The organism is Marinomonas sp., from assembly GCF_039940335.1.
Taxonomy (GTDB): Bacteria; Pseudomonadota; Gammaproteobacteria; order Pseudomonadales; family Marinomonadaceae; genus Marinomonas.
In genome coordinates, this window is sequence record NZ_JBDVGW010000013.1 from 265,333 (window position 1) to 291,329 (window position 25,997).

Here is a 25,997-nt window from a genome sequence, read left to right on the forward strand (position 1 = left end):
CTAAATAGTCCCTGTCACCATTTAAGAGTTTTATGATGAAACACATTATTTTAATCCACGGCGCTTGGGCCAGTGGTTGGGCGTGGCAAGATCTCTCGCCTTATTTGTCTAAAGCGGATTATCAGCTTCATCCCATTAGTTTGATAGGGAGCCTAGAGGATGACCCTGAGGAATTTGACGTAAGCCTTGCCGATTACTGCCAACAAGTAGTCAAAAAAATTGCTGAGTTAACCGGTGATATTTATCTGGTTGCTCATTCCGGAGGCGGCTTAACAGCGACTGGGGTTGCTGAAGCTATCCCAGAGCGGATCAAGAGCATCGCTTATGTGGCGGGTATGATGCTTCCGAGTGGTCTTAGGTTTGATCAATTATGCCAACAACTGAGCGCACAGGGTCATGATGTAAGTGGCATAGGCCCCTATTTGCAAGAATCCACTGGCGGGACGCGAGTGCCTGTTGAGGCCGCGCTAAAAATCTTTCTGCATGACATTGACCCTGACTGTGCTTTGCAAGTGTCTCAACGTTTGGTACGCCAACCCAATTCTGCCCGCTACAGTAGTAATGTGTGGACGGAACAAGGTGCTGGGCGCATCCCTCGCTTATATGTTGAAGCCCTGCAGGACCGTTCAGTGAGGCCGATTGCACAAAAAGCCATGCAAGCTTTGGTGCCTGCCACAGAAGTTGCTAGTTTAGATTGTGGTCACTTTCCGCAGCTAGCCATGCCTCAAGAATTAGCAGCAATCTTAATAAGTTTCTTCACACGTTATCCTTAAGATTCCAAGGATAAAAAAAAGCGGCGATTGATAACAATCGCCGCTTTTCGTTTAGTCTGTTTTAAACTTAGTGCTGGTGACCGCCTTCACCGTGTACATGACCGTGTTCTAGCTCTTCAGCAGACGCTTCACGTACTTCAATCACTTCAACATCGAAGCTTAACGTTTTACCTGCTAGCGGGTGATTCCCATCTAACATGATGCCGTCGTCTTCTACACCGATAACCGTTACAGGTTGTTGGCCACCTGGGGTTTGCGCCATAAATTGCATACCCACTTGGATTTCATCAACCCCTTGGAAGTTTTCATGAGGAACTTTCTGAATCAATTCTTCGTGTACCGCACCGTAAGCGTCTTCTGGTGCAACTTCAACAGCCAGTTTTTCACCAGCACTTTTGCCTTGAAGCGCTTTATCAAGACCATCAATGATGTTTTGCGCACCACTTAAAAATACTAATGGCTCTTGGCCAACAGACGAATCCAACTCTTGTCCTTGGTCATCTGTTAATGTGTAGTGCATGCTTACCACGGTGTTTTCTGCAATTTGCATTGTCTTCTCCAACTTTAAAATGTATGGGGGAACGAGTGCTTGATACAAGCAAACAGTTTTTGCATAACACCGACACATCACGAACCCGAACGTTAGCTTGTACTGCTATGATAACGAGACATAGCACCAATAACTAGCGTATAGCCATGAAGTTTGGGATGATCGAGGATTTTTCTAGGGGGAAATTAATATTTTTTTGGCGGCGTTGGATTTTATAGCAGGTGATTTATTAAAAGTTGTCTGACCATTGAAAAACGCTTTGCTGTTTATGGCAACTAAAACCAATAGATGAATAAAAGGCCAGTGCATTTACTCTTTGTTGATTCGTCCGCACTCTGAGCACGACCGCAAGATCGTGTGACCAGTTTTTGGCTTCAGCCACCAAAGCGCGCCCAATACCTTGCTGTCGCGCGTCTTCTGCTACTGACAGCCCTAATATCTCGATAAAGTCCGGAGAAGCCAGTCGAAAAGCATGCTGAGCATGTAACCAGCCGACGATTTTATCTTCGCGTTCAGCAACCCAAATTTGGTCTTGTTTAGAGCCGAGCAAGGCCAAGAGTCGTTGCTCGGCTAAGTCTGTAATGACGTCTTCTGCATAGCCCAAAGATTGGCCAACCTCTGCGATGGCCAGAGCATCTTTGGCGTGAGCTAAGCGAATCTGCATTTATAAACCATTCAAGGCAGAACTACTTGAAACCGCCGTTTCAAGGCCAAAATACAGCTCCACTCCTGTTAACACTGAGTTAACCGCGACAGCCGCTAAAATAAGCCCCATGACTCGACTGATCACACTGGCCCCTGCTACTCCAATGATCTTTTGGATGTGAGTTGCCAACAGCATAAGAATAAACGTGATCAAGAGCACACTGAGCATCACCCCTGTAGTGATGACTTGATGCATAATAGAGAAGCGATTGTTATCGGTTAATAACACGGCGGCCATCATGGCACCTGGTGAGGCAATAGACGGAATTGCCAAAGGATAGACAGCACTGTGTAAGCCTTTTTCTATCATGCCCATTTCTTCATCTGGCTTGCTTTCCCCGAAGATCATGGTCAAAGCAAACAAGAACAGCACTAACCCCCCGGCTATTTGGAAGGCCTCTAGAGGTATGCCCATTTCATCAAGTAAGTATTCCCCAGCGACCACAAAGAACAGTAAAACCACGGCAGCAATCAATACCGCCTTTAAAGCAACCTTTCTTGCTAAAGCGGGCTGAGTAAAGCTCGCCGTCGCGGCCAAAAATACAGGGATAGTCCCTATTGGGTCTATCACAGACCATAAAATCACAAATTGCTTAAACCAGTCTTCCATACTATTTCCTTGGGTAAATCTAACCCTCTATATGGTGATAAATCTCGAAATATCAAGGTCATAGGACTTTCCTAGCCAAGCAATTCCTTGACTATGGTCACGATAATCATCCCCTGTGATCGGGTGTAAGAACACATCAACGCCGTTTCTGTTTAACATTAGCCAAGGCACGATATGCGCAAAGGTCTCTCTATCAAAGGACAATTGACAACTCCATACTGGATGAGGGCCAAGCGCTTGGCGATGAAAACGCCCTACTTTAATAGAAAAGCGTTGCTCTGCTTGATGAGCTACCTGCTGAGCCAAGGCTAAGCCTTCCTCGTCTTCGTAGTATAAATGTGCGTGATAAGCTTTGATTCTCTCACTGGGAACTGATGACTGCATTCGCTTTCCTTCCATCTCGTCACGACATGTTTGCCATTGTAGCATTTTGTCATGGCAATTAAGACGAGCTGATATAATAAGGTGAATTTCTTAATTAGAAACAATCCGAGCTTTAACCCGGCACGACTTTAGTCTTAGAGGATTCTTCCGTCGCCTGTGTTACATTGCTCAATGTTAGCCATCATTCTCCGATGGTTGGCCATACTAGGACGATTAGGAATCATTAAGATATTGGGTATATGACGAAATGACGTTTTTTTGGATTGTATTAGCCATCTTGTATGTCCTAGGACTGTTTTGGATTGCCCTTTGGGGAGACAACGACAGCCCAATGGCAAAACGCCTTACTCGTCACCCTATCGTTTATAGCTTATCCCTTGCTATCTATTGTACCGCTTGGACCTTCTTTGGCTCCATTGGTGAGGCTGCCCGCTCTGGCTGGAGTTATTTACCCATTTTATTAGGGCCTATTTTACTTTATACCTTCGCCTTCCCATTTTTGCGCAAACTGATCAACGTCAGCCATAAACAAAATATCACGTCCATCGCCGACTTTATCTCTTCCCGCTATGGCAAGCGCCCTATGACGGCTCCTTTGGTGATCCTTATCGCCATGCTAGCGGTGATTCCCTATATCGCCCTTCAACTCAAAGCCATTGCCTTTAATTTCTCTTTGTTTGTCAAACAAGAAGAGTCCTCGGCCAGCCTAGTGGTGCTGTGTGCAACCATCTTAGTGGGCGTTTTTGCGATGCTTTTTGGCACACGAAAAGTGGAAGTCACCGAATATCGATCCGGTATGATGTTGGCGATTGGCACCGAATCTTTGTTCAAACTCATCGCCATTGTCGCTGTCGGTGCGGTGGCGATTATAATGGTGAAGGATCTGGACTTTGACACCATCAGCCGACGCATAGACACCAGTGTTTGGCGCGCTGACAGCGTTCTCTCTTTTGCTTTTATCATGCAAACCTTTATGTCTGCCGCGGCCGTCGTCTGCCTACCTAGACAGTTTCATGTCACCGTGGTGGATCATCAAAACCCTAAGCAATCGACCATGGCCCGCTGGCTATTCCCTCTATATTTGCTGATCTTTGCCGTGATTATTCCGCCCATTGCCATTGCTGGGCAGAGCCTTTTTGCCAATAATATTAATGCCGATACTTATGTTATTCAGTTTGCATTGGCGTCCGATAATTTAGCCCTGCAGATGTTGATCTTCCTAGGAGGTATTTCCGCCACCACGGCCATGATCATCATGGCGACCTTTGCCCTAAGCATCATGATCAGTAACGATGTTATCCTGCCTCTCATGTTGGCCCGCGCCAGTGCTCAGCAGCAGGTATTGCCGGTCTACCAAAGACGCATTTTAATGATCCGCCGTTTTGTGATGATGGGTATCTTGATGTTGGCCTTCTTGTACTATCAAACCATGGCCAACACCGAATCCTTGGCAGGTACAGGCATACTCGCTTTCTCCTTGGTGCTGCAACTCATGCCGGCCGTATTGGGTGGTTTGTATTGGAAGCGCGGTCATGCTTATGGAGTGTACACAGGCCTCACTTTGGGCTTCTTGTGCTGGTTACTGTTCACCATGTTACCACTAACCGGCAATATGGACTGGGGGCTTGAACGAGCACAGACGCGCAGTGAAATGATCAATTACGGCACAGTGATCAGCTTAATCGCCAACGTTATTGGCTATATAATCGGTTCCTTATTATCCACTGAACGGCTCATTGATAGAATTCAAGCCACGGCCTTTGTGAGTCCAACCACCGAGTTAGAAAACGGTTTTTTCAAGGCCAAAAGTAAAGCCAAAAACAGTGACTTCTTTGTGCTCCTGGAAACCTTCCTAGGCAAGCAAAAGTGCCAGCAGGTTTTGTCCAGTTTCGAGCAGGATTACAACCAAACTGTCGTCGCCAATGCGACCCCTAATCGCTTATTTATCGACTATTGTGAGCGTATTCTTGGGGGCGTTTTAGGCGGCTCTTCCGCCCGTACCATCATTAACTCTATTTTGATCGACAAACAGATCAAGGTAGAAGAGATGGTGACTTACCTAGATGAGACCACCCAAGCTATACAGTTCAGCCAAAACCTACTGTTCGTTTCCATGGACAATCTCGATCAAGGTATCAGTGTGGTCGACAAAGACATGTGTATCGTGGCGTGGAATAAAACCTATTTGTCTCTCTACCCTTACCCAGAAGGCATGTTGCGAGTTGGCTTACCGGTGGAAGAACTCATTCGTTATAATGCCCAGCGCGGCGAATGTGGTGTGGGGCAAATTGAAGAGCTGGTGAGCAAACGACTTGAACATTTGCGCAAAGGCACTGCCCACCGTTTCTTGCGCCGTCGAGCCAGTGGTCGGGTAATTGAAATGGTAGGTAACCCGTTGCCTAACGGCGGTTTTGTGACCAGTTACACCGACGTAACCGACCACATTGAAAGCCAACAAGCCCTAAAAGAAGCCAACATTGACCTTGAGAAGCGTGTAGAAGCGCGCTCTGAAGAAGTACAAAGCATTAACCATGAACTGCTGCAAGAAATCGACCGACGCAGCCAAGCAGAGCAAGCTCTAATCAAAGCTAAGGCCGAAGCCGAGCACGCAAATGCGTCGAAAACCGAATTTTTAGCGTTAGCAAGCCATGACATTTTGCAGCCTTTGAATGCCGCTAAACTCTACATGGGAGTGTTGCAATCGAGTGACATGCCCAACGCAGCTGGGCAAGTGGTGGATAAGCTTTCTGACTCCCTTGAGTCCACCGAGATGCTCATTTCCACCTTGTTAGAAATTGCTCGCTTAGACCAAGGGGCGATTCAGCCAAAACTCACCGATTGTGACCTACAGGACATATTACATCCCATCATTACAGAGTTTGGGGTGATTGCTGAAAATAAAAATTTACAACTACGCACTCATATTAACCCTTGCCGTGTACATTCCGATGCGATTTATCTGCGCCGTATCATTCAAAACTTTGTATCTAATGCGGTGAAATACACCCAAACAGGGAGTGTTTTGCTTAGCACGCGCCGTCGTGAAGGCTTTGTTTATTTACAAGTGTGGGACACAGGCGTTGGCATCCCGATGACAGAACAGCAAAAAATCTTCGACGACTTTTATCGCTGGGAAAATAACCAAGAACCGGGTATGGGGTTAGGATTAGGCTTAGTGCGGCGCATGCAGAAGCAACTTAATCTCACCACAGAAGTCCACTCCGTACCCAATAAAGGCAGCCGTTTTGGTATCTATATTCCTTTGGCTAAGCAGTCACAAGCACCTAACCCAGTGATCAGCGCCAGCCCTGCGGTGACCGCCGATAGAAGCGCTCAATGTAAGGTTTGGTGTATTGATGATGACAACAATAATCTAGCGGCCATCAGCACCCTACTTAGCCATTGGCAATGTGAGTATCAGACCTTTAATCGCTATGGTGAGGCGCTTGAAGCATCAGGTGAGGCCGAGCTGTTATTGGTCGATTATCACCTTGATAACAATCAAGATGGCTTAGACTTAATTCAACGCTTAAGAGACAAAGCCGGTAAGACCATTCCAGCGGTATTGATCACCGCCCTTAGGGATGCGGATTTAATCGAGGCGTGTAAGAAACAAGAAGTCACCTACATGGCGAAACCCGCCAAACCCGCCAAACTGCGCGCCTTAATCCAGCACATCCACCAGCAGAAAAGCCGGCGTTAACCCAGCTCTCGAAATAGCGCTTGGCCTAATGTGTGGAAATACTCTTTAAACGCTTGGTTGATGCGCTCGCGATCTGCCCCTTGGGGGTAAAGACCACTTTTGGCTTCTGGCGAATAACGTGTCCCTCGCACTAAGAAATGACTGTGAGGGGCACAGTCCTCCACAAAGGCTTCAAATGCCCTAGCGGCTAATTCCTCTGGTTTCGCGTAATAGAGTATTTTATGAGTCCGATCGGCTTGGGTTGAGCGCTGAAATAACTCGCTGGTAGATTGACCATCTGGACTTAACATAATTGCTTTAAAACAGGCTGCCAGTGAATCATTAAGAGGATGCGGGTTCATCACTGCGTTGTTTATCCAACCAAATGAGGCGAATTCATCATTCCCTAACGTAGCAAACATTTTTGTGCCCATATAATGGTCAAAAGCGTGAAACCATTCATGGGCTAAACTTCCTGCCCCTGCGTTTTTCGCTAAGGCTAGCTGACGCGTAGCAGGCATATAATGCGCCGCCACGCCCGGTCGCCCGCCTTTGCCATATTGGATGCCGAGACTGCCTCGCAATGAAATAAGGCTGTGGGGAGCCCCTAACACCTGCATCAGATCTTGCAACGCTTGATGAAAATTAACCGCCGCTTTATCACGCTCAGCCTCTGTCACCCAGCGCCCCATTTCAATGCCACGAAAGTCAAACTCCCGACGCAGCATCACAAAATTTATTAAGGGTCTCGTTTTCACCAGCCATTCCTATTCCTCGATCACAGCATCATAACATTTTGCTTCTAGGCCGTGCTAAACCGTCTTGTGATGAGGCAAAAAACCAGAAGGAAAATTCGATAACCAAGAGGGAAAATTTCGTAATTGAAGCAATTCCGTAAAAAGCCAATGATCAAGGGGTAAATAAAAACAAAAACCAAAGGAGTTCATTATGAGCACGTTTTTTGACACTGTGCCGTTTGTAAAATACGAAGGACCACAGTCCACCAATCCATTTGCCTTTAAACACTACGATGCTAATAAGGTACTGATGGGCAAAACCATGGCAGAACACTTACGCATGGCAGCTTGTTACTGGCATAACTTCTGCTGGCAAGGCAGTGATGTGTTTGGTGCCAACACTTTTGAACGCCCATGGTATCAAGCCGACAATGAAATGGCCGCCGCCAAATTAAAAGCCGATGCGGCGTTTGAATTTTTCTCTAAACTGGGCATTTCTTACTACAGTTTCCATGATGTGGATGTCAGCCCTGAAGGGAAATCTATCAAGGAATACATCAATAATTTCGCCGCTATGGTTGATGTTTTACAAGCGAAACAAGAAGAAACTGGATTACAGCTTCTTTGGGGGACGGCTAACGCATTCTCTAATCCTCGCTACATGTCTGGCGCAGCGTCTAACCCTAACCCAGAAATCTTCACCTATGCGGCAACGCAAGTCTTTCATGCCATGAATGCTACCCACAAATTGGGTGGGCAGAATTATGTGCTTTGGGGTGGTCGTGAAGGTTATGAAACACTGCTCAATACCGATCTTAAACGTGAGCGTGCCCAGCTTGGCCGTTTTATGCAGATGGTGGTAGAGCATAAGTACAAAATTGGTTTCAAAGGTACTTTGTTAATCGAGCCTAAGCCTGCTGAGCCGACTAAGCATCAGTATGATTACGATACCGCAACGGTATATGGCTTCTTGAAAGAGTTTGGTCTAGAGAAAGAAATTAAGGTTAACATTGAAGCCAACCATGCCACACTGGCAGGTCATAGTTTCCACCACGAAATCGCCACGGCTTGTTCATTAGGTATTTTAGGGTCGGTAGATGCGAACCAAGGAGACGCTCAATTGGGGTGGGATACTGACCAATACCCGACTAGCGTAGAAGAGTACACCTTGGTGACTTATGAGATTCTTAAATCTGGTGGCTTCCAAAACGGTGGCTATATGTTTGATACCAAGCTGCGCCGTCAATCCACCAACTTAGAAGACTTATTCCACGGTCATATTGGTGCTATGGATACCCTAGCTTTGTCATTAGAAAAAGCCGTTAAAATGCTAGAAAGCGATATCCTAAACAAACATCTGGATCAGCGCTATGGCAAATGGAATGAGTCCTTAGGCCAAGATATTTTAGCCGGTCAGCACTCTTTGCAGAGCTTGGCTGATTTTGCCGAACAGCAGAACCTTAACCCTCAACCGGTTTCTGGTCAGCAGGAAATGTTAGAAAACATTGTGAGTGGATTTATTTATCGCTAAACCGTGACTAACCACTGGCAATAAACAAGCGCGTCATTTCATGGCGCGCTTTTTTATTGCATGGAACAAAGGGTTTCAGGGTGTTCTAGGAATCTTTATTTAAACGCGATGCGACACGGTATTCCCCCGGCGTCATGCCTAAATTCTTACGGGTCACAGTGTACATATATTGCACGGAAGGATAACCACAGGTGCGGGCAATTTCATCAAAAGATAAGTCCGTAGCACTGATCAATTCACAGGCGCGATAAAACTTAGTCATGTGCAACTGCTCGTGCATAGAACAGCCAATTTCTTCGATAAAACGGGTTTCCAAGTTGGTTCGGGAAATGCCCACATAATCCACCACTTGCGCGACTTTCACACCACGACAGGCGTTATGGCGAATGTAGTGCATAGCTTGCATTACATAAGGGTCTTCTAGGGCTCTAAAGTCTGACGACTGGCGAGCTTCGATGCCCACTGGGTCAACCACCACCAACTCGTTCTCCAAGGGATATCCGAGCAACATGCGATGCAGCATTTTAGCCGCTTGATAGCCCATTTCTTTACTGCCTTGCTGCACGGAAGAAAGCGCCGTGCGGTTGAGATAACGCGCCATATTTTCGTTATCAATGCCCACCACAGAGACTTCTTCTGGCACCAAGATATTAAGATGATCGCAGGCTTGGAGAATATGCCGCGCTCGGGAGTCGGTCACGGCAATGAGACCAATGGGTTTTGGTAGGTTAATCAGCCAAGCTTCTAAATCTTGTTGGGCGGTATCCCATTGCTCGGCACTGGTACTTAGCCCTTGGTAGATGTGCGGCACAAATCCATCGGCTTGCACCTGTTTTTCAAAGGCTTTTTCTCGCTCATAAGACCAACGGGTATAGGCCGTGCTGGGCACGCCATAAAAGGCAAATTGACCTAGCCCCTTATTTTTCAAATGCTCATAGGCAGTCCGTACGAGCGCAGAATTATCGGTCGCCACATAGGGCAAACGAGGATAATCATCGAGGTGCTGATAAGAGCCGCCAACGGCGACGGTAGGAAGGTTGGTGTCCCGTAATAGGGATTCCACTTCGGGGTTGTCAAAATCGGCAATAATGCCGTCCCCTTGCCAACTTTTTAACCCATCCAGACGATAGCGAAAGTCATCTTCGAAATACACATCCCAGTCACACTGGGCAGCTTGTAAATATTCGCCGATACCTTCGATGACTTGTCTGTCATAAACCTTGTTGGCATTAAACACTAAATTAAGTCGATAGCGTTTCTCAAACATACATTCTTCGCTGATTTTTTATTTTAATAAGGAATGTCCATTGTGACGGCTTTAACCTCCCTGTTACAAGCCCTTGTCAGATTAAAGGATTCCTTTCACACCTTGGTACAAACTCAGATAACGCTCCCGCTGAGCTAATAAATACGCGCTACGCTGAGGGTTTGGTACAAAGCTTTGTATCAGTCCAGGGCGATAACAAATGCTATTAATTGCGGCCTCTCCTTGAACACCAATCGCTGCCAAACGAGCCGCCCCAAGAGAAGGACCAACCTCTCCCCCTTCTCGGTAATCCATGGTGATCGCAAACACATCAGCCAGCAGTTGCAGCCAATAGGCACTGCGTGCACCGCCGCCAATGACATCAATTTGTTCACTGACCTCTTGCACCGAACGCACCGCATCTAAACCATCGAGCAAGGCAAAGCTGACCCCTTCTAGCACTGCCTGAAGTAAATCAAGTCCTGTGGTTTGATGATCCATTCCCCAAAAAACGCCTTTAGCATTCGGGTTATTATGAGGAGTACGTTCTCCGCTTAAATAAGGTAAAAACACCACATTCGTGGTTTCTTTGCCACTGGTTTGTAGCGCTTCAAACGCCGCTGACACGCTAGCAAAGCCTGACAGTTTCACCACCCAATCAATGCAGCTGGCGGCGCTTAGAATCACCGACATAGTATGCCAAGTATTAGGCAACGCATGACCAAAGCTGTGCAGCGCAGACGCCGGGTTAGCACTAAAGCCATCGCCCACCGAGAAAATAACCCCAGAGGTGCCTAACGACATCATGGTTTGGCCTTCTTTAATCACCCCCATTCCGACCGCTCCAGCAGCATTATCACCACCACCCGCGACGACAGGGACACAACTTAGAGACCAGGATTTCGCAAGCTGCGGGTCTAAATAACCACTTACCTGACAACCTTCCAGCACCTTTGGCATATGTGTTTTATCCAAGCCTGTGGCGGCCAGCATACGATCACTCCAACCGCGACTTTGCATGTCGAGCCAGAGGGTGCCGGAAGCATCGGACACATCCGTGGCAAACTCTCCCGTTATTCGAAAGCGTAAATAGTCCTTCGGTAATAAGACTTTATCGACTTGTTGGTAAACACTCGGTTCATGTTCTTTTAACCAGAGTAATTTTGGCGCGGTAAAGCCTGGCATCACCAAGTTCCCAGTGATGGACTGCACTTCTGGACACTGTAATTGCAAGGTTTTGCACGCCTCAAAGGAACGGCCATCGTTCCATAAAATGGCAGGCCGTAGCACTTTATGTTGCTTGTCGAGCAAGGTTGCCCCATGCATTTGCCCAGATAAGCCAATGGCTTTTACTGGGCTGAGATCCTGCCCTTTAGCCAACAACTTCATTGCCGCATCTGTGGCTTGCCACCAATCTTCTGGTTGCTGCTCCGACCACAATGGTTGAGGACGAGAGACTTGTAACCCAGCGGTTTCACTTGCCACCACTTTACCCGTTTCGTCCATTAAGATGACTTTCACACCCGAGGTGCCTAAATCAATGCCGATATACATAATCATTCTCCTTAAAGGCGACGCTTAATGACTCAAGCACCTTGCCATAGTGTCTTATTGGGCTTTCTTGGTTTTTACGTCCAACCAAACCGCCAACAGCAAAATGGCTCCCTTAACGATTAACTGCCAAAACGTCGGCACATCCAGCATACTCATGCCATTATCAAGGCTGGCCATGATTAACGCCCCCATGATGGCACCAAATACCGTACCCACACCGCCTGCTAAACTGGTACCACCAATAACACACGCCGCAATGGCGTCCAATTCAGCCATGTTACCCGCAGCAGGAGAGCCTGCCCCAAGGCGTGAAGTAAGGATCAATGCGGCAACCGCGACCATCATGCCGTTAAAGCCAAACACCATCATTTTGGTACGTTCAACATTCACCCCAGACATACGTGTCGCTTCAATGTTACCGCCGATGGCATAAACACGACGACCAAAGGCTGTGCGCTTGGCCACATAGGTTGCCAGCAAAATCAGTATGCCCATGATCAAAATCGGCGTTGGAATACCACGGTAATTGTCCAGTACAAAAAACAGCGTCAATAGGCAGACAACAGCAATGGTCGCTTGACCATATTCAAACTTAGCCGCTTTGTTGACGACTTTATGTTTACTACGAGCTTGGCGGCGAGAGTACACTTTGGCGACTAGACCTAGGCACAATAAACCGATGGCACTCATGCCCCAGCCAGAAGGCAGGTAGCTTTGCCCTACTACGGCTAAAGCACTGGACGTCGGCGCAACAGTGACCCCTTCTGTTAACCCCACAAGGATGCCGCGAAAGGCCAACATGCCGGCTAGAGTAACGATAAAAGATGGCACTCTTTGGTAGGCGACCCACCAGCCATTAAATAGACCCAGTACCAAGCCTGTGGCCACTGTGATCAGTATTGTTAGCGCGATGGGCAGATGGAACCAAACATCTAAAATGGCCGCGATGCCACCCAGCAGCCCCATCATAGAGCCTACCGACAAGTCGATTTCGGCACTGATGATAACGAATACCATACCGATCGCGAGCACCCCCACTATGGCGGTTTGACGCAATAGGTTAGAAATATTTCGCGGCGTAATAAATGCGCCTTCAGTAGCGATGGAGAAGAACACCACGATAAACAGCATGGCGGCCAACATGGCTAAAAGTTGTAACTGATTGGTTTTTATTTTTTTAAACATTTTATGCGCCCTCTTTAATAGCACAATTCATGATGATTTCTTGGGTTAAGCCTTGATGATCAAACTCGCCTTTCAGGCGCCCTTCATGCATCACTAACACTCGGTCACTAATACCGATAACTTCCGGTAACTCGGAAGACACCATAATGATAGAAACCCCTTCTTTCACCAGCGCGTACATAAGTTTGTAAATTTCGTACTTAGCCCCCACATCAATACCGCGAGTTGGTTCATCTAGGATCAAAATTTTCGGCTTGCTGAGCAGACATTTGGCAATAATGGCTTTTTGCTGATTACCGCCACTGAGATTTTTGATGGCCAACTCTGCCGTGGCCGTTTTGACTTTTAAACGGGCGATATACTCATCAATGTCTTGGTTTTCCCGCTCTTCGTCTATTTGCCCGAGCATTCCGCAGTACTGTCCCAACATAGACAAGGTAATATTGCGACCAACACCCATGATGGGCACTATGCCATGACGCTTCCTATCCTCTGGTACCATGGCAATTCCCGCCTGCAGTGCCACACGCTGGGAGCGAATCGAGATGTCTTTTCCTTCAAGTTCTATCTGGGCTTGGTATTGTCCCTCATAGCTCCCATACAAACATTGCATCAACTCGGTTCGACCAGAGCCAATGAGTCCAGAAATCCCTAAAATCTCACCGCGTTTTAGCTCAAAACTGACATTATCTACCTGAGGACGAGATGCCCCATGCTGGCTGGCGGTGGCTTCTTTCACTCGTAACATCACTTCGCCGATGGGGTGGGATTCACGGGGGAATAATTCGTCTAACTCACGCCCAACCATCATGCCTATAATGTCGTTTTGAGTGAGTTGGTCCGCGGCTTTGGTGGCAATATGGTCGCCGTCACGGATCACGGCCACCCAGTTAGAAAGTGCTAGTACTTCGTCCAATTTATGGGAAATATAAATACAAGCAATACCCTGAGTCTTTAGCTGCTTAACAATATCCAGCAGTATTTCAATCTCTTTACTGGTTAAAGAAGAGGTTGGCTCATCTAAAATTAATAGCTTCACATCTTTGTTTAATGCTTTAGCAATTTCCACCAGCTGTTGTTGACCAACTCCAAGTTCACGCACAGGCGTATCGGGTAGAACATCTAACTTTACTCGGCTTAATAGCTCAGCCGTACGCTGGTACATGGCTTCGTCATCTAAGCGTGCCTGGGAGCCTAGTTCATTACCCAAAAAGATATTTTCTAGCACGCTAAGCTCTTTAACTAAGGCCAGCTCTTGGTGAATGATGACGATACCTAAAGCTTCCGTGTCTCGAATGCTACTCGCCTTAACCTGTTGTCCATCAAAGTGAATTTCACCTTCATAAGTACCGTACGGCCACACTCCACTCAGCACTTTCATTAGGGTAGATTTACCCGATCCATTTTCGCCGCACACGGACAATACTTCGCCCTTGTCGAGCTGGATGCTCACACCATTTAAAGCACGTACACCCGAAAAACTTTTCACAATCCCACGCATATCCAATAAGGGCTGCTTCATAATGACACCTCTATGAAAAAGCAAAGGCACTCTTGCGAGTGCCATGATTCAGCTATCGAACAAACTAAGGGTTGAAAACGTCGTCACGAGAGTGGAAGCCGTCGGCAATGACGGTTGCATCTAGGTTATCTTTGGTGACCGCGATAGGAGTAAGTAACACAGCATCAACGTCTTTTTTGCCATTATTAACATGACCATTTACGTTAATGCTTTCGCCACGAGCCAGTTTAACCGCCATTTCAGCACTGGTTTTTGCCAGCTTGGAAATCGGTTTATAGACTGTCATGGTTTGCGTGCCGGCCACAATACGACGCATTGCCGCTAAGTCAGCGTCTTGGCCGGAAATCACCACCTTGCCACTTAAACCTTGCGCCGCTAATGCTTGAATTGCACCACCTGCGGTAGAATCATTAGACGCCACGACGGCATCTACCTTGTTGGCGTTAGCCGTTAAGCCATTTTCCATGATGTTCAAAGCGGCTTCAGCAGACCAACCCATGGCCCACTGGTCACCCACTATGTTGATTTTCTTAGCATCGATGGCAGGTTGGATAACGTTCATCTGTCCTTGACGGAACATTTTGGCGTTATTGTCGGTTGGAGAGCCGCCCAATAGGAAATAATTACCGCTTGGTTTGCGTTCTAGCAAAGCCTCAGCTTGCATTTCACCCACGCGGATATTGTCGAAGGATACATAAAGATCAATGTCAGCAAACTTAATCAAGCGGTCGTAGGCTAATACCTTAATACCTTCTGATTTAGCTTCCGCCAGAACATTACCCAGTACTTCACCGTTTTCAGGCACGATGACCAGTACATCCACACCGCGGGAAATCATATTTTCCACTTGTGAAATTTGTGTATTCACATTGCCGTTTGCGGATTGAGTATAGACTTTAGCACCCATTGCCTCAGCGGCTTCCGTGAATAAATCACGGTCTTTCTGCCAACGCTCTAGTCGTAAGTCCGACATTAGCAAGCCAATTTTTTCACCGGCTGCCATGGCGGGTGCGGATGCTGCTACACACGCAGCGATCAAAGTCATTGATACAATTTTCTTCATCTGCTTTTCCTTTTATCTTATTTTTATTGATTGAAGCGCCTCCTAAAAGGAGTCATTACAATGTAAAGGCAGGCTTAATTTAGGTGTATTATCTTTTTTTGTTTCCCTTTAGCTTTATTTACAAAACCCTAAGCACTCAGTAACAAGCGATATTGCAGGCACAAAAAAACCAGCCGCAGCTGGTTTATTTGCTCATCCTCAATTCGCTGCTATTAAAATACTAATAAGCCAATTGAAATGATCACGCCCGAGCCTAACAAGGCCAGAATGCAGTAACCCATGACATCTTTCGCGCCAAGCCCTGCGATAGCTAACGCAGGCAATGCCCAGAAAGGTTGGATCATATTGGTCCACGCATCACCCCAAGCAATGGCCATGGCAGTTTTCGCAGCATCCACACCCAAGGCCGCCCCTGCAGGCATCATAATAGGGGCTTGCACCGCCCATTGACCGCCACCTGAGGGTACAAAGAAGTTCACAATACCGGCACTTAGGAAGGTAAATAATGGGAAGGTCACTTCATTTGATACAGACACAAACGCTTCAGAGATAACCCCCGCCAAGGAAGCACCAGAATCACCAGTGGCTGTCATCATACCCATGATGCCCGCATAGAAAGGAAACTGCAGCAGGATACCCGAACAGTTTTTTGCCCCTTGAGAAACAGAGTTTAATAAACTTTTTGGTGTTCCATGGAGCACAATCGCAGCAAACAAGAAGGTAAAGTTGACGATATTCAGGTTTAAGGCAAAGCCATTATTCACAAAGTAATAAATAATATAGGCGAAGCCCATGGCACCCAGCAGGTAAGATAACAGACGGCTGTTTTCCATACGCTCCGCTGGTGACATATCCGCTTTGGCTTTTTGCTCGGGCTCAACTTCTTGCTCATTTAGCAAATGTGCATCAATAGAAACCGTATCCTGAGGGGCTGGATGCATTAAACGATTCAATAATGGAATAGTGATAAACATCACCCCAAGAATCGCCAAGTTCATGGTAGAGAAAATGGTTTCAGAAGTTGGAATCGCTCCGACCACAGCACCATTCGTGATGACCTCGTTATTACTACCGCTGGCAATCGCTAATGGAATCGAGCCCGACAAACCCGCATGCCAGAATAAGAAACCACTGTAAGCAGAAGCGATAAGCAAACGGTAATCGACACCTTTCACACGAGCGGCGATTTCACGAGCGAAAATTGCCCCAACCACTAGACCGAAGCCCCAGTTAATCCAGCATGCTGCCGCACTAATAAAGGTAACCAAAACAATAGCTTGACCTGGTGTTTTAGCAATGCCCGCTAGCATGGCTAATTTACGTTTAAACGCAGGCGCACTGGCCATAGCATGACCGGTCACCACCACCATGGCCATTTGCATGGCAAAGGTTAGAAGTTTCCAAAAGCCACCAGCCCAAGCATTTACTACTTGCATAGGCCCCTGCCCTGTACTGGGCATCACCAGTACGAACACCACTAGGGTCAACACGATGGCAAAGATAAAAGGGTCTGGTAGGTAACGTTGTAACAGGGTAACAAAAAACTTACTTAGCCGTTGTAACAGGGTTAATTGGGCTACATTTGTGCTCATAGTTATCGTCCTAATATTATATTTATTATAGGTGCCTCGGATCGAGGCCTTATTTATTTATGCTTTTGGCATAGTTTTGTTAGGGGTATTACTCTCTGGTGCCTATCGCGACACCAGCATAGCGACCCCCATTCCGCCGCCAATACAGAGCGTCGCCAAACCTTTGTTTAGATCTTGTCGCTGCATTTCGTGTATTAGACTGACTAGAATTCGACAACCCGACGCACCAATAGGATGCCCAAGTGCAATGGCGCCACCATTCACATTGACTTTATTAGTGTCTAAGGCAAGTTCTTTATTGACGCACAAAGCTTGTACCGCAAAAGCTTCGTTGGCCTCGATAAGGTCAAGCTGTTGGCTGTCCCAACCCGCTTTACTTAAGGCTTTTTGAGTAGCCGATATTGGCCCTGTGCCCATTATTTCAGGAGCAACTCCAGCACTGGCAGAGGCTTCGATCACTGCAAGGACAGGTAAACCTAATTGCTGAGCTTTTTCTTCTGTGGTGACGATTACCATGGCGGCACCGTCGTTTAGTGTGGAAGCGTTACCTGCGGTTACTGTGCCTTGTTTGGCAAAGGCAGGACGTAATTTAGCGAGGGTTTCTAAGCTGGTATTGCCACGAATTTGTTCATCTTGCGCGACGATTAAAGGCTCGCCTTTACGCTGAGCTATACTGATCGGCACAATTTCGTCTTCAAAACGGCCTTTAGACTGTGCCTCGGCGGCTTTTTGCTGAGAACACAGCGCAAAAGCATCTTGCTCTGCTCTTGAAAAGTCCCAACGCTCGGCAATGTTTTCCGCAGTTTGCCCCATGTGATAGTCATGAAAAGCATCCCATAAACCATCACTGATCATGGTGTCGACCATTTTCCAGTCGCCCATTTTTTTACCATTACGGCTTTGTGGTAATACGTGGGCCGCTTGGCTCATGCTTTCTTGACCACCGGCTACCACCATTTGTGCATCGCCACTTAAGACCGCTTGGGCCGCCAACTGCACCGCTTTTAAACCAGAACCACATACTTTATTAATGGTCATGGCGCTCACGCTTTGATCTAAACCTGCATGAAGAGCCGTTTGGCGCGCAGGGTTTTGACCACAACCTGCAGCAAGTACTTGGCCTAAAATCACTTCATCTATCTGCTCTTTTAACTGCGGCTGCTTAGCCAACATAGCGGTAAGTAACTGAGTACCAATTTGCACGGCACTAAGCGGAGACAAACCACCATTAAAGGCACCAATAGGCGTTCTAGCAGCACTGACAATAACAGCTTTCATATTGCTCTCTCCGACAAGGTTTAATGTGAGTTAAATTGCATCTCAGCAACATGATCCGGAATAATTAACTTGCCTTGAGTTTTTTGCTGGATTTCTTCCACACTCACGCCAGGGGCGCGTTCTTTTAACACAAACGCCCCATCTTTGATCTCTAGCCAAGCTAAGTCGGTCAATACTTTTTTGATACAACCTTTGCCGGTTAATGGCAACGAACAGGCGGATAATAATTTCGACTCACCAGATTTCGACGCATGAGTCATAGTGACAATAATGTTCTCGGCACCCGCAACAAGGTCCATTGCGCCGCCCATTCCTTTGACCAATTTGTTAGGGATCATCCAGGATGCAATATTGCCCATCACGTCTACTTCGAAGGCGCCAAGTACCGTTAGGTCAACATGGCCGCCACGTATCATGGCAAAGGACTCTGCAGAAGAAAAAATCGATGCACCTTTAACAGCGGTAACCGTTTGCTTACCCGCATTGATCATATCGGCGTCCATGGTTTCCTCGGTGGGAAATTCCCCCATGCCCAATAAACCATTTTCTGACTGCAGCATCACTTCCATACCGTCTGGAACGAAGTTTGCTACTAGCGTTGGAATGCCTATCCCTAGATTAACGTAATAACCATCACGTAATTCTTGGGCCACACGTTGTGCCATTTGTTCTCGAGAAAGTGCCATCTTTCACCTCTTGTTATTTTTAAAGTGTTTGCTACAACGTACGGGACGTTACTGTGCGGCTTTAACGGTTTTTTGTTCGATGCGTTTTTCAAAACTACCTTGAATAACACGATCAACATAGATACCAGGAGTATGGATGTGGGCTGGGTCGAGCTCACCTACTTCCACAATTTCTTCCACCTCTACCACGGTAATTTTGCCCGCCGTGGCGGCGAGTGGGTTGAAGTTTTGTGCAGTATGACGGTAAACAACATTGCCATAACGATCCGCTTTCCAGCCCTTCACAATGGCAAAATCACCAGTAATGGATTCTTCTAGTAGGTATTCACGGTCATTGAAAACTTTGACTTCTTTTCCTTCACCAATGGGTGTTCCAACACCTGTTGCGGTGTAAAAAGCAGGAATGCCAGCACCACCTGCGCGCATCTTTTCGGCTAAGGTGCCTTGAGGGGTCAATTCCACCTCTAATTCGCCAGCCAATAGCTGTTTTTCAAAAAGTGCGTTCTCACCCACATAGGAAGAGATCATCTTGCGGATTTGTTTGTCCACCAGAAGAATGCCTAACCCAAAGCCATCAACACCGCAGTTATTGGATACCACGGTAAGATCTTTAGTGCCTTTAAGTTTGATTTGTTGAATTAGATTTTCTGGAATGCCGCATAGGCCAAAGCCTCCGGCTAGGACAGTCATACCGTCTTCAAGCCCCTCTAGGGCGGCTGCATAACTGGTTACGACCTTATCAAAACCCGCCATTGTTATTCTCCCATTATCAGTCGGTGTTTTAAGTATGCTTCTGGGGGAAGCATCGATGAGACTCAGTTTGACTCAAGGGGATAAATTAATTAAATTTAAATTACCTATTTATTAATAAGTTTTTTAAATGAATATTAAGCAAGTTCGTGCCTTCCTAGCAGTTGCCCAAACCATGAGTTTTGCCAGCGCGGCCAATATGATGCACTTATCTCAGCCCGCTTTGAGCTTGTCGATTAAGAATTTAGAAGACAATTTAGGTGGCAAATTACTGACACGTACCACACGAACCATAGCCTTAACGCCTGAAGGGGAAGCGCTGGTGCCGATCGCCAAACGACTGCTGGCGCAGTGGGAAAATGCCGAAGAGGAAATGAAACAACGCTTCGCCTTGCAACTAGGCAAGATCACCATTGCGGCTATGCCCTCCTTTGCCGCGTCATTGTTGCCTAAAGCGATTCGTAATTACCATGATGTCTACCCAGATATTCAGGTCGCTATTGACGATGTACTTTCCGATACCGTGGTGGAAATGGTCAGTAACAATCAGGTGGAATTAGGTATTTCCTTTGAGCCCTATTACCCTATCGACATGGCGTTCTATCCTTTATACGAAGATAAGTTTATTGCTATTTTGCCGGCGGACCACCCTTTAGAAGCAGAGCAAAGCCTAACTTGGCAAGCGATCTTGGCTTACGACTTTATTACCCTTCAGCGCCCATCCAGTGTACGCACCATGATAGAAATGGCCTTACAAAAAGCTGAAATAGAGTTAAATGTGGCTTTTGATGCCCACCAGCTCACAACGGTTAGTCGCATGGTCAGTGAAGGCATGGGCGTAGCGGTTGTACCTGCTCTGTGTCAACAACAGGCAACAGAACAAGGGGCCATTTGCCGCCCAATTACATCACCTGAAATTGCCCGTCGAGTGGGCGTAATATGTCAACCTAGATCCAATCTTTCGATTGCGGCAGCTGCCATGCTCGATGTTCTAATAGAGACCTATGCGTAATTTACAGTAGGTCTAACATTGACGAAACGAGTGCTATTAAGCCCCTAAATCAACGCTTAATTGCGCCCATAATTTAGGACTAGCCGCCCACATAGAATTTCCCTTTAAAAGGCCATCATTCGCTAAAAAATCCGGCACTTTACCACCCGCCTGTTCAATTAATAATAAGCCTGCTAACGCATCCCAGCTGTTTAAGTGTGCTTCAAAATAACCATGAACCTGGCCACAAGCCACATGGGCAAGCATCAAGGCGCCCGCACCAAAGCGTCGGTATTCCACATCCTGTTCATCAAGATGAGTTAATACGTTCAAATAATCGCTTAAAGGTCTTCGATTAGAGCGCCCTAGCCCGATAATAACCTGCCCCACCTCCGGCTCACTCATAGAAAGTTTTTCACCATTTAAAAAGCTTCCTTCACCTTTTCGAGTAAAGAAAAACTCATTTCTATCAGGGGCATAGATCAAGCCTAATTGAATTTCACCTTGCACCACATACGCAACAGATACGCACCAATAATCCATATTTTGTAGATAGTTACTGGTGCCATCAATTGGATCAATCACCCAAATACCATGAGTTTTCTCAGGCTCTTCCGCTGGGCTAAAGCCCCCTTCTTCGCCCAAAAATGCATCATTTGGATACAGTGCCAAAATTGTTTGTTTAAGCGTCTTTTCTACAGCGAGATCGGCTTGAGATACAAAGTCTTGGCGGCCCTTTGTTGTTATCGATAAACCTTGCTGGCGCAACACTTGGGCTTTTTCTCCTGCCAGCCTAACCGCTTGTTCTAAGATGGAATCTTGGTTACTTATTTGCATTTGGTTGTCCTTAAAAACAAGAATAATTAATCAGTTAAAGCAGGCGATGTTGCCCTTAAAGTTAGCGTCACTGGAACAAGATCAAAGCGCTGCTTTGCCGTGTTATCACGACCACGAGCTTGTAAGTTTAGGACTGCTTGCTTGGCAATCAAGTCAATGTTTTGCCTAATAGTGGTAAGCTGATAACTGTATTGCCCGGTCAACTCTGTATCGTCGAAACCGATCAAGTGAAAATCTTGTGGAGCACTAAATCCTTGCTCACGCATGCCATCGAGAAATCCACATGCTAGTTGTGCATTAGCACAAAACACACCATCTATGTTCCAATTTTGGCTAGCGCATAGCTGGTGCGCAGCTTGTCTACCACCCTGATAACCGTCTTGTTCAGCCAATAATTCGAGAGCCTGAAGTTGATGTTGATCAATGGCATGTTTAAAGCACTCACCACGATTGATGCCCCCCCATGTTGAATCTTTATAGTTGAGCCAAGCAAGTTGTTTACAGCCGCTTTCAAGCAATTGTTGGGCAGCCAAAGCGGCCCCTGCTTTATTATCTGAACAAACGAAGTCCACATCTTTTATATCCATTTGGCGGTTAATACCCACTACAGGAATATTATGCTGTACACACTCATTGACCAGTTCACTAGGGGGTTGTCCTGACGTGACTATAACGCCAGAGACACGAAATTGCGTAAAGCGGCGAATGGTCTCTTCCAAGCCATCGGCGTTGCGCACTTCGGTGACCATGGCTTGATACCCTTGTCTTTGGATTTCAAGCAGCAGACCTTCTAGTAACCCGCTACGAAAAGGGTCACTGAGCCTTGCTACAACCACTCCTATTAGCTGACTGCGCTTACGGTTTAAGCCTTGCGCTAAAAAATTCACCTGATAACCCAATTCGTTAGCGGCCTGTAAGACTTTTTCTCGGGTATGTTTCGCCACGCTGCCATTGTTGGTAAATGTGCGCGACACCGCAGCCCTTGATACACCTGCACGTAAGGCGACATCCTGTGCCGTAACTGAAGATTTTTTGCGGTGCTTAATCAAAATTTTCTCCTGATTATTTACAATGCAATGGATGTTGGTAATTGCGCGAGATCTAGGTTTAAGCCATCTCGACTGACGAATAGTTTCTCTACGCTCTGGCTGGCCTTCTTTAAGTCAGCAATGGCATCATCAAAACAGTGATAGAGCCCTAAGTGGCCAATGCCACCCTGCTTTAGCAAACGCACGCAATCCCCATAGTCACCATGGGAAGCATCGTGCGCTAAGCTTTGGAACGAAGCACATTCTTGAAAAGCCAAATCTGCACCTTGCATTAACGCTTCGGTAGCGGCTGTAGGACGACCGTCTCCGCTGTAAAACAGCACCTGATTATCCACGCTAATACGAATGGCTTTATTGGACATTTCATGCTGTGTAGAAGCGGTTTGTAGATGCCAATTCTGCCATGAAAAAGCCTCTTCAATATCATGCCAAGTGATTTCAAAGCCGATACTCGTTTGCGGCCATATGGCCAAGCTAACTAAAGCCTGTAAAGGTTCTCTTTGCTCTCGTTGACAATAGATATGTAGGGCTTTTTCGCGTTTAAAGCTCTTCCAGTTATTCAGCAAGGCGGTTAGGCCAGTACTGTGATCTGGGTGTATATGAGTGAAGTAAATAACATCGATCGCATTCACCTCTAAATCACGTTGCCAGAGCGCTCTTGGCACCGTGGGTCCACAGTCGATCAACCATTGTTTACTAGCCTCATCACTAATATGTAACGCTGAGGTATTGTTGACTTTAGAAAATGCACTGCCACTTCCAATCACATCGATTTTCATTTTTTCTCTCAAAGTTATTTTGCAGCTTTAATTAAAATGTCACAAAAGTACGACAAAGTAGGCAACCATAATGTCGTTTAGACATTACATTTTTTTTACAGTGAAGTGAACACGTGTTCATTTTTGCAAAATAAATTAAAAAAAGCCTAGAACAGCTACTGGGCCAAACTCGGAGCACTAGATGACACGCTTACACATGGCAAACCTACAAGCAGGTTACGGCAATAAACGTATCTTAAACGATATCAGCTTGTCCGTTGAAGAAGGGGAAATGATTGCCCTGTTAGGTCCATCTGGCTGTGGGAAAACGACTTTGCTAAATGCTCTTTGCGGTTTTGTGCCCATCTCCCACGGGGAGATTTTTATCGGTCAGCGTGACATTAGCCAACTGCCTGCTGAGAAGCGCAATATCACCATGGTATTTCAAAGCTATGCCCTATGGCCCCATATGACAGTGGCGCAAAATATTGCCTATGGTTTAAAGGTACAAAAAGTCAGTAAGGCAGAAATACAGCAAAGAGTTGGCGAATTATTAAGCATTGTAAAACTTGATGGTTTAGAGGATGAGAAGGTTACCGCCCTGTCAGGTGGTCAACGTCAAAGGGTTGCCTTAGCTCGTGCCTTGGCCATACGTCCGGATGTATTGGTGCTGGATGAACCCTTATCAAACCTTGATGCTAAGGTACGTCTCAATGTGCGCCATGAGATTAAAGCTCTACAAAAACAACTCGGTTTTACCTCTTTAATTGTCACCCATGACCAAGAAGAAGCCTTGGTGATGGCCGATCGCATTGCCGTCCTTAACCAAGGTCGCATTGAACAAATAGGCACCCCAGAAGAAATTTATCAAAAACCCAAAAGTGCCTTTGTGGCAGATTTTATGGGGGCGGAAAACCATCTCATTTGGCCCTGTGAGGATGCTGCAATCACACTCAATTTGAACTTACCTGAACACTCTAGCCAGTCTTCGAAATCAGTGTATTTTCGCAGTAAAAGCGTGCAACTAAGTCTCTCCAGTGAAACGCCGCTAGCAGAGCTAAAAAACTCTGATCTTAGTACTCAAGGGCATGTCTTAGACACAGCTTTTTTTGGCAATAATTATCGAATTAGTGTGCGCTGCGGGGCGCACATTATACAGGTAGATCACAGTGCTGATTTGCCTATGAACACTCCCGTTACCCTACGTGTTCCAATTTCTAAGTTGCATATCTACGATCATATGGTCGAGAACCAAGTGCAAACTAACTTTATGTCGTTTACGTCGAATCAATGAGGAATATCATGTTTACTAAAACTAAAATTGCTGTCATTGCCACAATTGGCCTCGCACAATTTTCAGCCGTTGCTCAAGCCGAAACCGTGTTAAACGTTGCTACTGCTGGTAGCCAAAATATGGTGGATTACGTAAAAACTTATTTAGCGCCTAAATTCGAAGCTATGCATCCAGACGTCAAAATAAAGGTGGTCGGCACAGGACCTGGCGATGCTGGCTCACACAAAATTTTTGAAAAACTGTCCGCTCAAAAAGACAGTAACCAAGAAAACTGGGATATCGATGTGGCCGTTGTTCATCAGAAAGTTGGTGGTGAGATGGTTAACGAGGGGTTACTTGCTAACTACCGTAACGACATTAGTACTGGGGCTTTAGTGACACGAGACAGTGCTAAAAATGCTTTAGGTACCAATGTGGAAGGTTATGTTATGCCTATGTTCCACAGTCAAACAGCGATTGCCTACAACAGCGCTTTCGTCAAAAACCCACCTAAGTCCTATGATGAACTAGTGACTTGGACACAAAAGCACCCAAAAGCCTTTGGTTATAACGGCATTAAAAATGGCATGTCTGGGGTGAGCTTTGTCACCGGTTGGATTTATGCCTACGGTAGCGATGCTAACACTCTATCTAGCCAATCTTACGATAGCCAAAAGAAAAACGAATGGAACCAAGCGTTTACAGATTTAAAAGCTTTTAACCAAAACGTTACCTTCACTCCAGGTAATGCCGGCACTCTAGACATGTTGAATCGTGGTGAAATTTTCATGGGCCCAGTATGGGTAGATATGTTTTACAGCTGGAAAGATCAAGGTAAGATCCCGCCAACGATGAAGTTAGCCTTGATTGGACCGGGCATGCCTGGCCAACCTATGTATTACGTAACACCAAGCAAAGCCGCTCACCCGCAGCTAGCTCGTGAGTTTATTACACTTGCTACTAGCCCGGAAGTACAAGCGGAAGGAATTGTGAAACGTTTTAACTGGTACCCAGGCATTGACGCAGATAACGTTAAAAGCAAACTGGACAAAGCCAGCTGGGAGAAATTGTTTGCGGAAATTACCCCAAGCGACCTAGCCAAATACGGCAAAAGCTTCCCGATCGCGGAATATTTTGACGACATAAAAGAAGGCTATGAGCGCAAAGTCTCTAATTAATTGATCCTCTCTGTGAGAAAACATGGCATCCATCACATTGTGAGCAATGTCGTGTTTTCTCGC

At 46.4% G+C, this 25,997-nt stretch carries 23 protein-coding genes; 6 read left to right on the forward strand and 17 right to left on the reverse strand.

Going from position 1 to position 25,997, the window contains the following annotated elements; genetic code table 11:
• The first annotated feature begins 32 nt into the window (after positions 1-32).
• Complete coding sequence (locus ABJF92_RS10905; protein ID WP_446815824.1) at positions 33-773, forward strand: alpha/beta fold hydrolase; 741 nt, start codon at positions 33-35, stop codon at positions 771-773.
• Positions 774-840: 67 nt separating this feature from the next.
• Here the strand turns inward: ABJF92_RS10905 and ABJF92_RS10910 are convergent, their stop codons facing one another.
• The 4 genes from ABJF92_RS10910 to ABJF92_RS10925 all read right to left on the reverse strand — a co-directional run bounded on the left by ABJF92_RS10910 (position 841) and on the right by ABJF92_RS10925 (position 3,022).
• Positions 841-1,323, reverse strand: a complete 483-nt coding sequence (locus ABJF92_RS10910; protein ID WP_446815825.1) for an FKBP-type peptidyl-prolyl cis-trans isomerase — start codon at positions 1,321-1,323, stop codon at positions 841-843.
• A 229-nt stretch (positions 1,324-1,552) separates the two neighbouring features.
• On the reverse strand, positions 1,553-1,987 hold the full coding sequence (locus ABJF92_RS10915) for an N-acetyltransferase family protein (RefSeq protein WP_446815826.1): 435 nt from the start codon (positions 1,985-1,987) through the stop codon (positions 1,553-1,555).
• Positions 1,988-2,638: a MarC family protein gene (locus tag ABJF92_RS10920; protein ID WP_446815827.1), complete on the reverse strand. Its 651-nt coding sequence runs from the start codon at positions 2,636-2,638 to the stop codon at positions 1,988-1,990.
• Between the two features lie 27 nt (positions 2,639-2,665).
• Positions 2,666-3,022 (reverse strand): DOPA 4,5-dioxygenase family protein, encoded by a 357-nt coding sequence (locus ABJF92_RS10925; RefSeq protein WP_446815828.1) that lies wholly within the window; start codon positions 3,020-3,022, stop codon positions 2,666-2,668.
• A gap of 247 nt (positions 3,023-3,269) precedes the next feature.
• Here ABJF92_RS10925 and ABJF92_RS10930 point away from each other — a divergent pair, with 247 nt between their 5' ends.
• Entirely contained in the window at positions 3,270-6,725 is a 3,456-nt protein-coding gene (locus ABJF92_RS10930; RefSeq protein WP_446815829.1) for a hybrid sensor histidine kinase/response regulator, read from the forward strand.
• Here the strand turns inward: ABJF92_RS10930 and ABJF92_RS10935 are convergent.
• A complete protein-coding gene (locus ABJF92_RS10935; RefSeq protein ID WP_446815830.1) occupies positions 6,722-7,462 on the reverse strand; it encodes a CLCA_X family protein in 741 nt (246 codons plus the stop codon). The two genes, ABJF92_RS10930 and ABJF92_RS10935, sit on opposite strands and share 4 nt — an antisense overlap.
• A gap of 190 nt (positions 7,463-7,652) precedes the next feature.
• Here ABJF92_RS10935 and xylA point away from each other — a divergent pair, with 190 nt between their 5' ends.
• Positions 7,653-8,972, forward strand: coding sequence for a xylose isomerase (gene xylA, locus ABJF92_RS10940; protein ID WP_446815831.1), 1,320 nt, complete (start codon positions 7,653-7,655; stop codon positions 8,970-8,972).
• 85 nt (positions 8,973-9,057) lie between these two features.
• Here the strand turns inward: xylA and ABJF92_RS10945 are convergent, their stop codons facing one another.
• From ABJF92_RS10945 to ABJF92_RS10985, 9 genes are all read right to left on the reverse strand, one after another.
• On the reverse strand, positions 9,058-10,239 hold the full coding sequence (locus tag ABJF92_RS10945) for a XylR family transcriptional regulator (RefSeq protein WP_446815832.1): 1,182 nt from the start codon (positions 10,237-10,239) through the stop codon (positions 9,058-9,060).
• A gap of 81 nt (positions 10,240-10,320) precedes the next feature.
• A complete protein-coding gene (gene xylB, locus ABJF92_RS10950) occupies positions 10,321-11,772 on the reverse strand; it encodes a xylulokinase (protein ID WP_446815833.1) in 1,452 nt (483 codons plus the stop codon).
• A 54-nt stretch (positions 11,773-11,826) separates the two neighbouring features.
• Positions 11,827-12,957, reverse strand: coding sequence for a sugar ABC transporter permease (locus tag ABJF92_RS10955; RefSeq protein ID WP_446815834.1), 1,131 nt, complete (start codon positions 12,955-12,957; stop codon positions 11,827-11,829).
• A 1-nt stretch (position 12,958) separates the two neighbouring features.
• Complete coding sequence (locus tag ABJF92_RS10960) at positions 12,959-14,479, reverse strand: xylose ABC transporter ATP-binding protein (RefSeq protein WP_446815835.1); 1,521 nt, start codon at positions 14,477-14,479, stop codon at positions 12,959-12,961.
• A 64-nt stretch (positions 14,480-14,543) separates the two neighbouring features.
• The gene (gene xylF / locus ABJF92_RS10965; protein ID WP_446815836.1) at positions 14,544-15,542 is read right to left on the reverse strand and encodes a D-xylose ABC transporter substrate-binding protein; all 999 of its coding nucleotides are present in this window, start codon (positions 15,540-15,542) and stop codon (positions 14,544-14,546) included.
• A gap of 212 nt (positions 15,543-15,754) precedes the next feature.
• Complete coding sequence (locus tag ABJF92_RS10970; RefSeq protein WP_446815837.1) at positions 15,755-17,134, reverse strand: TIGR00366 family protein; 1,380 nt, start codon at positions 17,132-17,134, stop codon at positions 15,755-15,757.
• Between the two features lie 102 nt (positions 17,135-17,236).
• Positions 17,237-18,412: an acetyl-CoA C-acetyltransferase gene (locus ABJF92_RS10975; protein WP_446815838.1), complete on the reverse strand. Its 1,176-nt coding sequence runs from the start codon at positions 18,410-18,412 to the stop codon at positions 17,237-17,239.
• A gap of 20 nt (positions 18,413-18,432) precedes the next feature.
• A complete protein-coding gene (locus ABJF92_RS10980) occupies positions 18,433-19,098 on the reverse strand; it encodes a CoA transferase subunit B (RefSeq protein ID WP_446815839.1) in 666 nt (221 codons plus the stop codon).
• Between the two features lie 48 nt (positions 19,099-19,146).
• Complete coding sequence (locus ABJF92_RS10985) at positions 19,147-19,851, reverse strand: CoA transferase subunit A (RefSeq protein ID WP_446815840.1); 705 nt, start codon at positions 19,849-19,851, stop codon at positions 19,147-19,149.
• A gap of 127 nt (positions 19,852-19,978) precedes the next feature.
• On the opposite strand from ABJF92_RS10985, the gene ABJF92_RS10990 reads away from it, so the two are divergent.
• Positions 19,979-20,860: a LysR family transcriptional regulator gene (locus ABJF92_RS10990; protein ID WP_446815841.1), complete on the forward strand. Its 882-nt coding sequence runs from the start codon at positions 19,979-19,981 to the stop codon at positions 20,858-20,860.
• A gap of 36 nt (positions 20,861-20,896) precedes the next feature.
• Here the strand turns inward: ABJF92_RS10990 and ABJF92_RS10995 are convergent, their stop codons facing one another.
• From ABJF92_RS10995 to ABJF92_RS11005, 3 genes are read right to left on the reverse strand one after another with little or no spacing between them, the layout of a single operon-like run.
• Positions 20,897-21,676, reverse strand: coding sequence for an inositol monophosphatase family protein (locus ABJF92_RS10995; RefSeq protein WP_446815842.1), 780 nt, complete (start codon positions 21,674-21,676; stop codon positions 20,897-20,899).
• A 26-nt stretch (positions 21,677-21,702) separates the two neighbouring features.
• A complete protein-coding gene (locus tag ABJF92_RS11000) occupies positions 21,703-22,725 on the reverse strand; it encodes a LacI family DNA-binding transcriptional regulator (protein WP_446815843.1) in 1,023 nt (340 codons plus the stop codon).
• 17 nt (positions 22,726-22,742) lie between these two features.
• Positions 22,743-23,504, reverse strand: coding sequence for an MBL fold metallo-hydrolase (locus ABJF92_RS11005; protein ID WP_446815844.1), 762 nt, complete (start codon positions 23,502-23,504; stop codon positions 22,743-22,745).
• A gap of 181 nt (positions 23,505-23,685) precedes the next feature.
• Here ABJF92_RS11005 and ABJF92_RS11010 point away from each other — a divergent pair, with 181 nt between their 5' ends.
• Both ABJF92_RS11010 and ABJF92_RS11015 read left to right on the forward strand, forming a co-directional pair.
• Positions 23,686-24,777, forward strand: a complete 1,092-nt coding sequence (locus ABJF92_RS11010; RefSeq protein ID WP_446815845.1) for an ABC transporter ATP-binding protein — start codon at positions 23,686-23,688, stop codon at positions 24,775-24,777.
• 8 nt (positions 24,778-24,785) lie between these two features.
• Positions 24,786-25,934 carry an ABC transporter substrate-binding protein gene (locus ABJF92_RS11015; RefSeq protein ID WP_446815846.1) on the forward strand — a complete coding sequence of 383 codons (1,149 nt, stop codon included), beginning with the start codon at positions 24,786-24,788 and terminating at the stop codon, positions 25,932-25,934.
• Positions 25,935-25,997: the final 63 nt, after the last annotated feature.